This window comes from Ornithinimicrobium sufpigmenti, assembly GCF_004322775.1.
GTDB lineage: Bacteria > Actinomycetota > Actinomycetes > Actinomycetales > Dermatophilaceae > Ornithinicoccus > Ornithinicoccus sufpigmenti.
Genome location: NZ_CP036403.1, coordinates 2,621,823 through 2,636,589, shown reverse-complemented (window position 1 = coordinate 2,636,589; position 14,767 = coordinate 2,621,823). Strand labels below are relative to the sequence as shown.

Annotated in this window: 11 protein-coding genes; 9 read left to right on the top strand and 2 right to left on the bottom strand. The window is 71.4% G+C overall.

Translation table 11 applies throughout. The features are described 5' to 3' along the window. Positions 1 to 50 precede the first annotated feature (50 nt). The 3 genes from ESZ52_RS12065 (at position 51) to ESZ52_RS12055 (ending at position 4,485) form a co-directional block, all read left to right on the top strand. On the top strand, positions 51 to 1,895 hold the full coding sequence (locus ESZ52_RS12065) for an AMP-dependent synthetase/ligase (RefSeq protein ID WP_202865332.1): 1,845 nt from the start codon (positions 51 to 53) through the stop codon (positions 1,893 to 1,895). A gap of 71 nt (positions 1,896 to 1,966) precedes the next feature. Next, entirely contained in the window at positions 1,967 to 3,940 is a 1,974-nt protein-coding gene (locus ESZ52_RS12060; RefSeq protein ID WP_131105142.1) for a TIGR03960 family B12-binding radical SAM protein, read from the top strand. A gap of 74 nt (positions 3,941 to 4,014) precedes the next feature. Continuing rightward, positions 4,015 to 4,485 (top strand): SRPBCC family protein, encoded by a 471-nt coding sequence (locus ESZ52_RS12055; protein WP_131105141.1) that lies wholly within the window; start codon positions 4,015 to 4,017, stop codon positions 4,483 to 4,485. Between the two features lie 9 nt (positions 4,486 to 4,494). Here ESZ52_RS12055 and ESZ52_RS12050 read toward each other — a convergent pair whose 3' ends face one another. Then, the gene (locus ESZ52_RS12050) at positions 4,495 to 5,685 is read right to left on the bottom strand and encodes a phosphoglycerate dehydrogenase (RefSeq protein ID WP_131105140.1); all 1,191 of its coding nucleotides are present in this window, start codon (positions 5,683 to 5,685) and stop codon (positions 4,495 to 4,497) included. A gap of 2 nt (positions 5,686 to 5,687) precedes the next feature. Continuing rightward, positions 5,688 to 6,767: a 3-phosphoserine/phosphohydroxythreonine transaminase gene (gene serC / locus ESZ52_RS12045; protein WP_131105139.1), complete on the bottom strand. Its 1,080-nt coding sequence runs from the start codon at positions 6,765 to 6,767 to the stop codon at positions 5,688 to 5,690. 136 nt (positions 6,768 to 6,903) lie between these two features. On the opposite strand from serC, the gene ESZ52_RS12040 reads away from it, so the two are divergent. From ESZ52_RS12040 to proB, 6 genes are all read left to right on the top strand, one after another. Continuing rightward, entirely contained in the window at positions 6,904 to 7,665 is a 762-nt protein-coding gene (locus tag ESZ52_RS12040; protein ID WP_131105138.1) for a TIGR03936 family radical SAM-associated protein, read from the top strand. 291 nt (positions 7,666 to 7,956) lie between these two features. After that, positions 7,957 to 11,001 carry a ribonuclease E/G gene (locus tag ESZ52_RS12035; RefSeq protein WP_238154537.1) on the top strand — a complete coding sequence of 1,015 codons (3,045 nt, stop codon included), beginning with the start codon at positions 7,957 to 7,959 and terminating at the stop codon, positions 10,999 to 11,001. A 185-nt stretch (positions 11,002 to 11,186) separates the two neighbouring features. Beyond that, a complete protein-coding gene (gene rplU / locus ESZ52_RS12030; RefSeq protein ID WP_131105137.1) occupies positions 11,187 to 11,495 on the top strand; it encodes a 50S ribosomal protein L21 in 309 nt (102 codons plus the stop codon). A gap of 37 nt (positions 11,496 to 11,532) precedes the next feature. Beyond that, positions 11,533 to 11,802, top strand: coding sequence for a 50S ribosomal protein L27 (gene rpmA, locus ESZ52_RS12025; RefSeq protein ID WP_131105136.1), 270 nt, complete (start codon positions 11,533 to 11,535; stop codon positions 11,800 to 11,802). 222 nt (positions 11,803 to 12,024) lie between these two features. Continuing rightward, the gene (gene obgE, locus ESZ52_RS12020; RefSeq protein ID WP_131105135.1) at positions 12,025 to 13,530 is read left to right on the top strand and encodes a GTPase ObgE; all 1,506 of its coding nucleotides are present in this window, start codon (positions 12,025 to 12,027) and stop codon (positions 13,528 to 13,530) included. Positions 13,531 to 13,626: 96 nt separating this feature from the next. Then, complete coding sequence (gene proB, locus ESZ52_RS12015; RefSeq protein WP_131105134.1) at positions 13,627 to 14,745, top strand: glutamate 5-kinase; 1,119 nt, start codon at positions 13,627 to 13,629, stop codon at positions 14,743 to 14,745. The last annotated feature ends 22 nt before the right edge of the window (positions 14,746 to 14,767 follow it).

Here is a 14,767-nt window from a genome sequence, read left to right as displayed (position 1 = left end):
CCCACCACCTGAGAAGATGCACCGAGGACCTGCCGACGAAGGAGTTGACGATGGCCCGACTGGCCGACGAGACCTACGACGAGACGATTCTGCAGAATCGTGCGCCGAGCGTAGGTCACCTGTTCCGTGACCGCGTGGCCAAGAGCCCCGACCGAGACGCCTTCCTCTACCCCGACGGCGAGCAGTGGCCCTCGCTGTCCTGGGCCCAGACCAAGGACCGGGCCTACGCCCTGGCGGCGGGCCTGATCGAGCTCGGGGTGCAGCCCGAGGAGCGGGTCGCGCTGGCCTCCTCGACCCGCCTGGAGTGGGTGCTCTCCGACCTGGCCGTGATGTGCGCCGGCGCGGCGACCACCACCGTCTACCCGACCATGCTGTCCGAGGACGTCCGCTTCGTCGTCACCGACTCCGACAGCAGGGTCGTCATCGCCGAGGACCAGGAGCAGGTCCAGAAGGTGCTCGAGCACCGCGACCAGCTCGGCGGCGTGCTCAAGATCGTCGTGATCGACGGCGCCTCGGGCGACAACCAGGACGTCATCACCTTCGCCGAGCTGGAGGACCTCGGCCGGGCCCGGCTGCAGGCCGAGCCGGGGATCGTGGACGCCCGGATCGACGGTCTCACCCCCGAGCACCTGGCGACGATCATCTACACCTCCGGCACCACCGGACGCCCCAAGGGCGTGCGGCTGCCGCACTCGGCGTGGACCTACGAGGCCGCGGCGGTCGACGCGGTGCAGATCCTCTCCGAGGACGACCTGCAGTACCTCTGGCTGCCCCTGGCGCACGTCTTCGGCAAGCTGCTGCTCATGCTGCCCCTGCAGATGGGCTTCGCCACCGCCGTCGACGGCCGGGTCGACAAGATCGTCCCGAACCTGGCGGTCGTCCAGCCGACCTTCATGGGCGCGGCACCGCGCATCTTCGAGAAGGCCTACGGCCGGATCACCACGATGATGGCCGACGGTGGCGGCATCAAGGCCAAGCTGTTCACCTGGGCCAGCGGGGTCGGCAAGCGGGTCTCGGAGGTCCGGGCCACCGGCGCCGAGCCCAAGGGGCTGCTCGCGGCCCAGTACCGGCTGGCCGACAAGCTCGTCCTGTCCAAGATCCGCGACCGGTTCGGCGGGCGGGTGCGCTTCTTCATCTCCGGCTCCGCCGCGCTGAACCCCGAGATCGGCCGGTGGTTCGACGCGATGGGCCTGATGATCATCGAGGGCTACGGACTCACCGAGTCCAGCGCGGCCTCCCTGGTCAACCGCCCCGAGCACGCCAAGAACCGGATCGGCAGCATCGGCTGGCCGCTGCCCGGCACCGAGGTCAAGGTGGCCGAGGACGGCGAGCTGCTCATGCGCGGTCCCGGCATCATGACCGGCTACCACGACAACGAGGAGGCCACCGGGCAGGCCCTGCAGGACGGGTGGCTGCACACCGGTGACATCGCCGAGATCGACGAGGACGGCTACGTCCGGATCACCGACCGCAAGAAGGACCTGTTCAAGACCTCCGGCGGCAAGTACGTCGCCCCCTCGCACATCGAGTCGATGTTCAAGGGCGTCTGTCCCTACGCCAGCCAGCTCATCGTCGAGGGCGAGCACCGCAACTTCGTCTCCGCGCTCATCACCCTGGACCCCGACTCGATCACCGACTGGGGTGCCAAGAACGGCATGGCCGGCGACTCCTACGCCCAGATCGTCACCTCCGACAAGGCGCGCGAGATGGTGCAGGGCTATGTCGACGAGCTCAACACCAGGCTGGCCCGGCACGAGCAGATCAAGAAGTTCCACATCCTCGACCACGACCTCTCCGTCGAGGAGGGCGACCTGACCCCGAGCATGAAGCTCAAGCGCAAGAAGGTCACCGAGAAGTACCGCGACAAGCTCGACGAGTTCTACGCCGACGCCTGAGCCGCCCGGCCGACCCACCGCGCCGCGTGGCGCCGTTGGGTCGGCCGCGGCGCACTGCATACCCTGGGGGTATGTCCGCAGCACCTGTCACCCCTGTCCGCGCGCCCGGCCGGTCGCTGCTCGCCGACCTCGAGCCGCTGCTGGAGGAGGTCAGCAAGCCGGTGCAGTACATCGGCGGTGAGCTGAACTCCCAGGTCAAGGAGTGGGACTGCGGGGGAGCGAGCACCGCCCGGTGGGCGCTGATGTATCCCGACGCCTACGAGGTCGGGCTGCCCAACCAGGGCGTGATGATCCTCTACGAGGTGCTCAACGAGCAGCCGGACGCGCTGGCCGAGCGGACCTACGCGGTGTGGCCGGACATGGAGCAGCTCATGCGCGAGCGCGGCGTGCCGCAGTTCACCGTGGACGGGCACCGCGCGGTCGCCGACTTCGACGTCCTCGGGGTCAGCTTCTCCACCGAGCTGGGCTACACCAACCTGCTCACCGCGCTCGACCTGGCGGGGATCCCGCTGCACAGCCGCGAGCGTGGCGACGAGCATCCGATCGTGCTGGTCGGCGGGCACGCCAGCTTCAACCCCGAGCCGGTCGCCGACTTCATCGACGCCGCGATCGTGGGCGACGGCGAGGAGGCGGTGCTGCAGACCTCCCGGATCATCAACGCCTGGAAGCGCGCCGGCCGCCCCGAGGGACGGCAGGGTCTGCTGCTGGAGCTGGCTCGCACCGGCGGCGTCTACGTGCCGGCGTTCTACGAGGTCTCCTACCTGCCCGACGGGCGGATCCAGCGGGTCGCCCCGCGCGCCGACCTGCACGGGGTGCCGTGGCGGGTCTCCAAGCACACGGTGATGGACCTCGACGCCTGGCCGTACCCGAAGACGCCGCTGGTGCCGGTGACCGAGTCGGTGCACGAGCGGATGAGCGTGGAGATCTTCCGCGGCTGCACGCGCGGCTGCCGGTTCTGCCAGGCCGGGATGATCACCCGCCCCGTGCGGGAGCGCTCGATCACCGGGATCGGCGAGATGGTCGAGCAGGGGCTGTGCTCGACCGGCCTCAACGAGGTCGGCCTGCTCTCGCTGTCGTCGGCCGACCACTCCGAGATCGCCGGGATCACCAAGGGCCTGGCCGACCGCTACGAGGGGACCCAGACCGGTCTCTCGCTGCCCTCGACCCGGGTGGACGCCTTCAACATCGACCTGGCCAACGAGCTCACCCGTAACGGCCGCCGCTCGGGCCTGACCTTCGCACCCGAGGGCGGCAGCGAGCGGATGCGCAAGGTGATCAACAAGATGGTCAGCGAGGAGGACCTCATCCGCACCGTCACCGCCGCGTACGCGGCCGGCTGGCGACAGGTCAAGCTCTACTTCATGTGCGGGCTGCCGACCGAGACCGACGAGGACGTGCTGGCGATCGCCGACCTGGCCAAGAAGGTCATCGACACCGGGCGCGAGGTCTCCGGGCGGCGGGACATCCGCTGCACCGTGTCCATCGGCGGGTTCGTGCCCAAGCCGCACACCCCCTTCCAGTGGGCCGCCCAGCTGGGCTGGGAGGAGACCGACGCACGGCTGGCCAAGCTGCGCGAGGCCGTCCGCTCGGACCGGCGCTACGGCTCGGCGATCGGCTTCCGCTACCACGACGGCCAGCCGGGGATCGTCGAGGGCCTCCTCTCGCGCGGCGACCGTCGCCTGGGCGCGGTGATCGAGGAGGTATGGCGCGCCGGTGGCCGGTTCGACGGCTGGAGCGAGCACTTCTCGTACCAGCGGTGGATGACGGCCGCGGAGCGGGGGCTGGAGGGCACCGGCGTGGACGTCGACTGGTTCACCACCCGCGAGCGCGGCGAGCACGAGGTGCTGCCCTGGGACCACATCGACTCCGGGCTGGACAAGGAGTGGCTGTGGGAGGACTGGCTGGACGCTCTCGAGGAGCGTGAGGTCGAGGACTGCCGGTGGACCCCGTGCTTCGACTGCGGCGTGTGCCCACAGCTGGACACCGAGATCCAGATCGGCCCCACCGGCAAGACGCTGCTGCCCCTGACCGTGCTCCGCTCCTGAGCCGGCCCTGAGGCTCGAGGTCGCTCCGAGCCGCTCCTGCGTCCTGGCCCCACGCACTGTGATGGGATGGGCCTATGGACGCAGACCAGGATCCGACGACCCAGATCGTCCAGGCGAGCCGCGACGTCAACGCCCCGCCCCGCACCATCTTCGCCCTGATCGCCGACCCCGCCAGGCAGCCCGAGTGGGACGGCAACGACAACCTCGTCGAGGCACCCGCCGGGCAGCGGGTGCACCAGGTCGGCGACGTGTTCACGATGGCGCTGACCAACGGCAAGACCCGGGAGAACCACGTCGTGGAGTTCGAGGAGGACCGCCTGCTGGCCTGGAAGCCCGCGTCGCCGGGTGAGCCTCCGGCCGGTCACCTGTGGCGCTGGACGCTCGAGCCGCAGGCGGACGGCACCACCAGGGTGACGCACACCTACGACTGGAGCGGGCTCACCGACCCCGCCCGCATGGACCGGGCACGCAGCACCACGGCCGACATGCTGCAGTCCTCCGTCGACCGGCTCGCCGGGCGCGCCGAGGCCGACGCCTCGGCGTAGCCCGCCCGGTCAGAGCTTGCGGGCCCGGACGATGCCGTCGATGGCCAGGATCTGCGCCTTGAGCTCGTCGCGGACCTCGCCCTCGACGTCCACGAGGGTGTAGGCGTAGTCACCCTTGGACTTGTTGGTGAACTCCGCGACGTTGAGGCCCGCCTCGGCCAGCACGGCGGTGATCTGGCCGATCATGTTCGGCTTGTTCTCGTTGAAGATGCCCAGCCGGGTGGTGCCCGGCGTCCGGGCCATGACGACCTCGGGGAAGTTCACCGCGTTGCGGATGTTGCCGTTGAGCAGGAAGTCCTGCAGCTGGTCGACCGCCATCACCGCACAGTTGTCCTCGGCCTCACCGGTGGAGGCGCCCAGGTGGGGCAGGGTGATCACCCGTGGGTGGACGGCACCGGCCTCGGTGGGAAAGTCGTTGACGTAGGCGTGCAGGTGGCCCGAGTCGAGCGCCTCGATCACGGCGGCCTCGTCCACCACGCCCCCACGGGCGAAGTTAAGCACCACCGCACCACGGGGCATGCTCGCGATCCGCTCGGCGCTGACCAGCCCCTTGGTGCCGTCGACGAGCGGGACGTGCAGCGTGATCAGCTCGGAGCGGGCGAACAGCTCCTCCACGCTCTCCACCCGCTCGACGTTGGGGGAGAGCTGCCAGGCGTTCTTGATCGTCACCGCGGGGTCGTAGCCGAGCACCTTCATCCCCAGCGACTGCGCGGCGTTGGCGACCAGCACACCGATCGAGCCCAGCCCGATCACGCCCAGCGTCTTGCCGGGCAGCTCGAAGCCGGCGAACTGCTTCTTGCCGGCCTCGACCTGCTCGTCCAGGGCCTTGCCCGACAGCCCCTGGGTCGCGACCAGGTCCCGGGTGTAGTCGGCCGCGTGGTAGAGGTTGCGGGCCGCCAGCAGCATGCCGGCGATCACCAGCTCCTTGACCGCGTTCGCGTTGGCGCCGGGGGTGTTGAAGACCGGGATGCCCAGGGCGGCCAGCTTGTCCACCGGGATGTTGTTGGTCCCGGCACCGGCCCGGGCGACGGCATACAGGCTCCGCGGGACCGGGCGGTCGTGCAGGTCCGCCGAGCGCACGAGGATCCCGCGGGGCTCGGCGATGTCCGTGCCGAGGTCAAAGATGTCGCGGTCGAGCCGCTGCAGACCGACCGGGGAGATGGCGTTGAGGGTCTGGATCGGGAATCTGCCGTTGCTCATGGTCAGCCGTTCTCCTGCTCGAAGTCGGTCATGAAGTCGACGAGGGCCTGTACGCCCTCGATCGGCATCGCGTTGTAGATGGAGGCGCGCATGCCGCCCACGCTGCGGTGGCCGGCCAGCCCGGAGAGCCCAGCCTCCTGCGCCGCGGCGACGAACGGCTTCTCCAGGGCCGGGTCCGGCACGAGGAAGGGCACGTTCATCCAGGACCGCGCGGCCGGCTGGACCGGGTTGGAGTAGAAGTCGGAGGCGTCGATGGCGCCGTAGAGCAGCTCGCTCTTGGCACGGTTGCGCTCGGCCATGGCGCTGAGCCCGCCGTGCTCCTCGACCCACTCCAGCACCAGCCCGACGAGGTACCAGGCCAGCGTCGGTGGGGTGTTGAGCATCGAGTCGGCCTTGGCCATCGCCGTCCAGTCCAGCGCCGCGGGCACCTCGGGCCGGGCACGGCCCAGCAGGTCACGCCGGACGATGACGACCACGAGCCCGGACGGGCCCAGGTTCTTCTGCGCACCGGCGTAGATCACCCCGAACTTCGACACGTCGAGCGGGCGGGACAGGATCGTCGAGCTGGCGTCGGTGACGAGCGGGACCGCCCCGGTGTCCGGGATGTACGGGAACTCCACCCCGCCGATGGTCTCGTTGAGGGTGAGGTGCAGGTATGCCGTGTCACCCGGGACCTCCAGGCTGTCCTCGGCGGGCACGGTCGCGTAGTTGGACTCCTTCTCGTCCGCGATCACGCGAACGTCGACGTACTTGCTGGCCTCGTCGATGGCCTTGGCGCTCCACGAGCCGGTGTTCACGTAGGCCGCCGGCGCGCCGGGAGCGGCGAGGTTCAGCGGGACGCCGGCGAACTGCCCGGTCGCGCCGCCCTGCAGGAAGAGGACGGCATACTCCTCGGGCACCGCGAGCAGGGAACGCATCCGGGCCTCGGCCTGCGCCGCGATGGAGACGAACTCCTTGCTGCGGTGCGACATCTCCATCACCGACATACCGGAGCCGCGCCAGTCGGTCAGCTCGGACTGGGCTCGCTCGAGGACCTCGAGGGGCATGGTGGCAGGGCCGGCGGAGAAGTTGTAGACGCGCACGACGCCTTAACCTACCGTCAAGTGCGGGGTGCTCCTGCCCCAGGTCGGGCGTGGGCGGGTCCGCGACCTCGATGCGGCCCCGTCGCCTGTTCTGCGGGGGAAGGGCCGGGTGGGGGGACGGGTTAGGGTGCCGACCATGGTCGGATCTCGACGTGTGCCCGAGGGGCCTGCACCCGATCCTGCGGTGCAGAAGCTGCGCATCCGCTACGCCAAGCGCGGGCGGATGCGGTTCACCTCGACCCGCGACTTCCAGCGGGCGCTGGAGCGGGCGGTGCGCAAGGCCGGGCTGCCGATGGCGTACTCGGCCGGCTTCCATCCCCACCCCAAGATCTCCTACGCCAACGCGGCACCGACCGGGGCGGCGTCCGAGGCGGAGTACGTGGAGATCTCGCTGACCAGCTCCGTGGAGCCGGAGTCGGTGCGGGCGGACCTGGACGCGGCGCTGCCCGAGGGGCTGGACGTCGTCGAGGTGGCGGACGCGGCGGAGCTGCCCGGTGCCCTGGCCGACCACCTGCAAGGCAGCCTGTGGGCACTGCGTTTCCGGGGGGCGGGGGAGGAGCCCGGGCGGGACGCCGTCGAGTCCGCGGTCCAGGCCTTCCTGGGCACCGAGGAGCTGCACGTCACGCGGATGATGAAGAAGGGTCCGCGGGAGCTGGATGTGCGCGGCGCGGTCCTGGCGATGACCGTGCCCGGGGACGTGCCGCCCGAGGTGCCCGCCGCGCCCGGGGACGTGGTCGTCCTGGCCACCGTTCGGCATACCACCCCGACCGTGCGGCCCGAGGAGATCTGGGGTGCATTACGCCAGGTGGGGGGGCTGGAGCTGCGCCGACCGGTCAGCACCCGGCTGCGTCAAGGGCCCCTGCAGGGGGCGGAGGTCGCCGCGTCGCTGGCTGGGTGAGAGGCGGGGCGTGTGCGATACTTCATCGTGGTCGGTCAGAACGCCACACCGCTGCCCGGCCCGGTGCGAGTCCCACGCTGTGCGGCCTCCGGCCGGCACGCGCGACGCCCACGCTGAGCGTCGAGCCCGCTCCACCGCACCCCTCGGTGCCGCGCGACGCGCGAACTGACCCGGGTGACAGGACGACTTCCGTCCGGCCGACCGGCCCGGACGACGCACCCGCCGTGCGGGTAGCGGATCCGATACGGATCCCGTGGTGTGGGCTACCCGTAGGGCCTGGAAGGACACCACGTGTCTGACGACAGCACCACCACCGACGAGGCCCAGGAACGCGCAGCGCGGGCCGCCCAGCTCGCGGCTGAGGCCCAGGCCCTGTTCGGGGCAGGGCAGGGCAGCACCGACGACGCAGACCGCGGCAGTGCGGACGGGGAGGACGCGGCCGGGGACGGCACCGGCGATGACCTCGGTGAGGACACCGACGACACCGGCGACACCGGCGACGGCGGCACGGCCGAGAGCGCCGAGAGTGCCGAAGCCGCCGGCGCCGACGAGGAGAACGACGGCTCCGACGACTCCGACGACTCCGACGAGCTGGGTGGAGTGCCGGTCGTCGCCGTCGTCGACCATGACGACGACCAGTCCGAGGACGACGAGTCCGACCAGTCCGAGGACGACGAGTTCGACGAGGATGACGAGGACGACGAGGACGACCAGGACGAGGCCGCCCCGGCGGCGCCGGCCCTGCCGTCCTTCGGTCTGGTCTTCCAGGCACCCGACCTGAGCGACCTGCCCCGTCGCCGCAGCCGCCGGGCCACCTCCGCGCCCGTGACGCCGGTGGAGCGGCCCGCCGACGAGGACCTCCCGCGTGACCGACAGGTCGACGAGGGGGACGTCGACGACGACGACGCTGACACCAGGTCTGGCCAGGGCGAGGATGACGGTGAGGGTGGCGCGCGCGGCCGTCGCCGCCGCCGTGGGGGCAAGGGCCGCCGCACGCGCGGAGGGCCCGACTCCGACCAGGCCGACGACGACGTGCAGCAGGCCGGCGAGGACGGCTCTCAGCCGCAGGAGGGTGACGCCGGTGGCGCCGGCTCCCAGGCTGAGGGCGGCCAGAACGGCTCGTCCACAGGCACCCGGACCCGCACCCGCAGCCGCCGGGGACGCGGCAGCAGTAGCGGGAGCGGCGCCCAGGGCTCAGGCCAGGCGCAGACGGAACGTGCCGACGACAGCGGCCCCGACAGCACCGAGCAGCCCGGGGGCGAGCAGGACGACGCGTCCTCCACGAGGCGGCGACGCCGTCGCAGCCGCAACGGCCAGACGGAGCGGTCGGCCCAGGACGAGGTGACCTCGGTCAAGGGCTCGACGCGGCTAGAGGCCAAGCGCCAGCGCCGCCGGGAGGGACGCGAGGCGGGCCGCCGACGCACCATCATCACCGAGGCGGAGTTCCTGGCCCGGCGCGAGAGCGTGGAGCGGGTCATGGTCGTGCGCGGGTTGGAGGACCGCACCCAGATCGCGGTGCTCGAGGACGGGGTACCCGTGGAGCACTACGTCTCCCGCTCCGCCCAGAGCACGATGGCCGGCAACGTCTACCTGGGCCGGGTGCAGAACGTCCTGCCCTCGATGGAGGCCGCCTTCGTCGACATCGGCAAGGGACGCAACGCCGTCCTCTACGCCGGCGAGGTCAACTGGGACGCGGCCGGACTGGTCGGCAACGAGCCCCGCCGCATCGAGAACGCCCTGAAGTCCGGCGAGTCGGTCCTGGTGCAGGTGACCAAGGACCCGATCGGGCACAAGGGTGCCCGCCTGACCTCACAGATCTCCCTGCCGGGCCGTTACCTGGTCTACGTGCCGGGCAGCTCGATGACCGGCATCTCCCGCAAGCTGCCGGAGAACGAGCGTGCGCGCCTGAAGAAGATCCTCAAGGAGGTCGTCCCTGCCGACGTGGGTGTCATCGTGCGCACCGCGGCGGAGGGGGCGTCCGAGGCCGAGCTGCGGGCGGACGTGGAGCGGCTGACCAAGGCGTGGGAACGGATCCAGACCAAGGCCAAGACCGCCAACGCCCCTGCGCTGCTGCACGGGGAGCCGGACATGACGGTCCGCGTCATCCGTGACGTCTTCAACGAGGACTTCGCCAAGCTGATCGTCTCCGGCGAGCAGGCCTGGAAGGAGGTCAGCCGCTACATCGACGACGTGGCGCCCGACCTGGCAGAGCGCGTCGAGAAGTACACCGGCACCACCGACGTCTTCACCGTGCACCGGGTCCACGAGGCCATCGCCAAGGCGATGGACCGCAAGGTCTGGCTGCCCTCCGGCGGATCGCTGGTCATCGACCGCACCGAGGCGATGACCGTGGTCGACGTCAACACCGGCAAGTTCACCGGCTCCGGCGGCAACCTGGAGGAGACGGTGACCAAGAACAACATCGAGGCGGCCGAGGAGATCGTCCGTCAGCTGCGGCTGCGCGACATCGGCGGCATCATCGTCATCGACTTCATCGACATGGTCCTGGAGAGCAACCGTGACCTCGTGGTCCGGCGGCTCCTGGAGTGCCTGGGGCGGGACCGGACCAAGCACCAGGTGGCCGAGGTCACCTCGCTGGGGCTGGTCCAGATGACCCGCAAGCGGGTCGGCTCCGGGCTGATCGAGGTCTTCTCCGAGACCTGCACCCACTGCTCCGGACGCGGGATCACCGTCCAGTCCGAGCCGGTCGGCAAGGGCGGGAGCCCCGAGGAGCCCTCCGGTGGCGCCAACGGCGGCTCCCGCCGCGGGCGCGGCCGCACCCAGAACGGCCGCGGCAACGGCGGCTCCACCCCGGCCTCCTCGATGGAGGGCAAGAACGTCCTGCCGCCGCCCAACCCCAACGGCCCCACACCGGCCCAGATCGCCGCAGCCGCTCACGCCGCCGCGCTCAGCGCGGGAGCCAGCTCCGACACGGCCAAGGCGGTCGCCGACGAGGTGGCCGAGGACGTCGTCACCAGCGCTGTCGCATCTGCCGACGGCGACACCGCCACGCAGGGGGCGACGAGCATGGCTGGCGACACGGCATCGGCCGCGACGTCCGCCCAGCCCGGGCCCGAGCCGACGAAACCGGCCCGGCGCCGCCGGGGCAAGGCCGCAGTCACCGCCCCGGTGACCCAGCCGGAGCCGACACCCACCCCGCAGAGCGAGCCCACGCCGGCCCCGCAGGCCCAGGCAGAGCCCGCCCCGCAGAGCGAGCCGGTGCCGGTGGCCCAGGCGGAGCCGACGCCTGCCCCGCAGGCCGAGCCGGAGCCCGCCCCCAGGCGTCGTCGCCGGGGCCGGGTCGTGGCCCCCGCCGGGCCGCCGACGGGCGAGTAGGAGCCCCTCTCGGCACCGGCCCCGCCGGTTTGGTGCCAGGGCGGTCGGCGCGCTAGGCTAGTGCGTCGGTTCGCCCTGGTTCCCACAGGCGGGTCTCGCAGACGGCGCAGCATGCGTCGGCTCGACCCTCACCTGGCCGACCAGGTGCTGCATACCCCACCCAGACCGTAGGAAGTGAGTTCAACGTGTACGCGATCGTCCGTGCTGGCGGCCGTCAGGAAAAGGTCTCCGTCGGCGACGTGCTGACCATCGACAAGGTCGAGGTTCAGGCCGGCGACACCGTCGAGCTCGCCCCGGTCCTGCTGGTGGATGGCTCCGCCGTGACCACCGACGCCGATGCCCTCGGCAAGATCAAGGTCACCGCCGAGGTCCTGGGCGCGACCAAGGGCCCCAAGATCATCATCCAGAAGTACAAGAACAAGACTGGGTACAAGAAGCGGCAGGGCCACCGCCAGCCGCTGACCCAGGTCAAGATCACCGCGATCGACGCCTGAGCGCCGGCGCACCGAGACTGAGCCCAGGAGGCAGTAGATGGCAACCAAGAAGGGTGCGTCCTCGACCAAGAACGGTCGCGACTCGAACGCACAGCGCCTCGGCGTCAAGCGCTTCGGCGGTCAGGTCGTCGGCACCGGCGAGATCCTCGTCCGTCAGCGCGGCACCAAGTTCCACCCCGGCGAGGGCGTGGGCCGTGGCAAGGACGACACGCTGTTCGCCCTGGTCCCGGGCGTCGTGGAGTTCGGCTCCAAGCGCGGCCGCAAGACCGTGAACATCGTCGGGGCGGACGCGACCGTCGACGCCTGACGCGCACAACACTGACAGGCACGACGCCGGTGGGGCTTGCCCCACCGGCGTCGTCGTCTGTCCGAGCCGATGGACACGCCGCGCAGCATCCGGCCCGGCCGGCCGGCGCTCACGGCACCGCAGGCCCCCGCACCGCAGGCCCCCGCACCTCCCGCATACCGAGCACGTCCCGCATACCCCGCATGTCCCGCAAGTCCCGCATGTCCCTGAGAGGATCACCCCATGGCCAACTTCGTCGACCGCGTCGTGCTGCACCTGCGCGCTGGCAACGGCGGCCACGGCGTCGCCTCGGTGCACCGGGAGAAGTTCAAGCCGCTCGGAGGTCCTGACGGCGGCAACGGCGGGCGCGGGGGAGACATCATCCTGCGGGTCGACCCCCAGGTCACCACACTCGTCGACTACCACCACGGACCGCACCGCACCGCGCCCAACGGCAAGCCCGGCGAGGGCGGCGAGCGGCACGGGGCACAGGGGGAGGACCTGGTCCTGCCGGTCCCCAGCGGCACCGTCGTCACCACCCGGGCGGGGGAGGTGCTCGCGGACCTGGTCGGTGACGGCACAGAGTATGTCGTGGCCCGCGGTGGCCGCGGCGGCCTGGGCAACAAGGCCCTGGCCAGCACCCGGCGCAAGGCGCCCGGCTTCGCGCTGCTCGGGGAGCCCGGCGAAGAGGTCGAGGTCCTGCTGGAGCTGAAGACGCTCGCCGACGTCGCCCTCATCGGCTTCCCGTCCGCGGGCAAGTCGTCGCTGGTCAGCGTCATGTCGGCGGCCAAGCCGAAGATCGCCGACTACCCGTTCACCACGCTGGTGCCCAACCTGGGCGTGGTCACCGCCGGTGGCCACCGCTTCACGATGGCCGACGTGCCCGGGCTCATCCCCGGTGCCAGCGAGGGCAAGGGTCTGGGCCTGCAGTTCCTGCGGCACGTCGAGCGCTGCCACGTGCTGGTGCACGTCATCGACTGCGCCACCCTGGAGCCGGGCCGCGACCCGCTCACCGACCTCGAGGTCATCGAGCACGAGCTGGCGGAGTACGTGCCGCACGGCCAGCTGGGCGGCATCCCCCTCGCGGAGCGCGTGCGGGTGGTCGTGCTCAACAAGGCCGACGTGCCCGAGGCGCGTGAGCTGGCCGAGATGGTGCGTCCGGACCTGCAGGAGCAGGGGTACGAGGTGCACATCGTCTCCGCGGTCGCGCACCAGGGGCTGAAGGAGCTCGGGTACGCCCTGGCCGCGCACGTCCGCAAGGCCCGCGAGGAGCAGATCGTCATCGAGCCGGCGCGGGTCATCGTCCGTCCCCAGGCGATCGACGACCAGGGCTTCAGGGTGGTGCGGGAGAACACCTCCGACGGGGAGGTCTTCCGCGTCGTGGGCGACCGGCCGACCCGGTGGGTGCGGCAGACCGACTTCGCCAACGACGAGGCCGTGGGCTACCTGGCCGACCGGCTCAACCGGCTCGGGGTCGAGGACGAGCTGCTCAAGGCGGGTGCCGTGGCCGGCTCGACCGTGCTCATCGGCCCCGAGGACGACGCCGTCGTCTTCGACTGGGAGCCCACGATGGCCGGGGGTGCTGAGCTGCTGGGTTCCCGCGGCAGCGACCTGCGGCTCGACGAGCGCACCCGGCCCACCCGGGCGGAGAAGCGCGAGGCCTTCCACGACAAGATGACCGCGGCCGAGCGGGCCCGCCAGGAGATGGCGGCCGAGCGGCGCGCCGGCAAGTGGACCGAGCCGGAGTAGGACCGCACCTGCGCGGTCCCCGCCTCCCGGGGTGCGGAGACCCCTTCCCGGGGGAGGGATGCATGAGTATGCGGTCGCGTGGAATAGTATTCGTCCATGCCTGTTGACCGGTCCGCGATCCGTGATGCCCACCGCATCGTGGTCAAGGTGGGCTCCTCGTCGCTGACGAGGCCGGCCGGCGGCCTGGACGGCTACCAGCTCCAGGCGTTGGCCAACCTGCTGGCCAAGAAAGCCTTGGCCGGCACCCAGGTGGTGCTGGTCTCCTCGGGCGCGATCGCCGCGGGCATGGTCCCGCTCGGGCTGACCCGCAGGCCGAAGGACCTGGCCACCCAGCAGGCCGCCGCGAGCACCGGCATGGGGGCGCTGATGACGGCATACACCCGGGTCTTCACCATGCACGGGGTGCAGGTGGGGCAGGTGCTGCTGACCGCCGACGACATGCACCGCCGCAGCCACTACGTCAACGCCTCCCGCACCCTGGAGCGGCTGCTGGAGCTGGAGGTGGTGCCGATCATCAACGAGAACGACACGGTCGCCACCGACGAGATCCGCTTCGGCGACAACGACCGGCTCGCCGCGCTCGTCGCGCACCTGGTCGACGCCGACGCCATGGTCCTGCTCTCCGACGTGGACGCCCTCTACACCGGGCACCCCTCCGACCCGGAGAGCCGGCGCGTCCCGGTGGTCCGCGGCCCGGGTGACCTCACCGGGGTCGACGTCTCCAGGGTGGGCTCTGCGGTCGGCACCGGGGGTATGCAGACCAAGCTGGAGGCCGCGCGGATGGCGGTCGCCGAGGGCATCCCGGTGCTGCTCACCAGTGCCGCGCAGGCCGGTCTCGCGCTCGCCGGCGAGGACGTCGGGACGCTGTTCACCCCGATCGGGACCAAGAGCCCTGCCCGTCGCCGGTGGCTGGCGCACGCCAGCCACTCCTCCGGACGGGTGGTCCTGGACGACGGCGCGGTCGAGGCCGTCGTGCGTCGGCAGACCTCCCTGCTCCCCGTGGGTATCACCCGGGTGGAGGGCCGGTTCACGGCCGGGGACACCGTCGACCTGGTCGACCCGCGCGGCACGGTCGTGGCCCGCGGGCTGGTCAGCTACGACGCCGAGGAGCTGCGGCCGCTCGTGGGCCAGCGGCTCGAGCGCGGCGCCGGGCTGCGTGCGGGGGCACCGGCCTCCCGGCCCGTCGTGCGCCGCGACGACCTGGTCGTTCTCTGACCCGGTCCCGACCTACCCTGAG

Excerpts from the sequence above, each read along its gene's own strand:
- ESZ52_RS12065 (WP_202865332.1), top strand. The coding sequence starts at position 51 with ATGGCCCGACTGGCCGACGAGACCTACGACGAGACGATTCTGCAGAAT.
- ESZ52_RS12060 (WP_131105142.1), top strand. The coding sequence starts at position 1,967 with ATGTCCGCAGCACCTGTCACCCCTGTCCGCGCGCCCGGCCGGTCGCTG.
- ESZ52_RS12055 (WP_131105141.1), top strand. The coding sequence starts at position 4,015 with ATGGACGCAGACCAGGATCCGACGACCCAGATCGTCCAGGCGAGCCGC.
- ESZ52_RS12050 (WP_131105140.1), bottom strand. The coding sequence starts at position 5,685 with ATGAGCAACGGCAGATTCCCGATCCAGACCCTCAACGCCATCTCCCCG.
- ESZ52_RS12040 (WP_131105138.1), top strand. The coding sequence starts at position 6,904 with ATGGTCGGATCTCGACGTGTGCCCGAGGGGCCTGCACCCGATCCTGCG.
- rpmA (WP_131105136.1), top strand. The coding sequence starts at position 11,533 with ATGGCAACCAAGAAGGGTGCGTCCTCGACCAAGAACGGTCGCGACTCG.
- obgE (WP_131105135.1), top strand. The coding sequence starts at position 12,025 with ATGGCCAACTTCGTCGACCGCGTCGTGCTGCACCTGCGCGCTGGCAAC.
- proB (WP_131105134.1), top strand. The coding sequence starts at position 13,627 with ATGCCTGTTGACCGGTCCGCGATCCGTGATGCCCACCGCATCGTGGTC.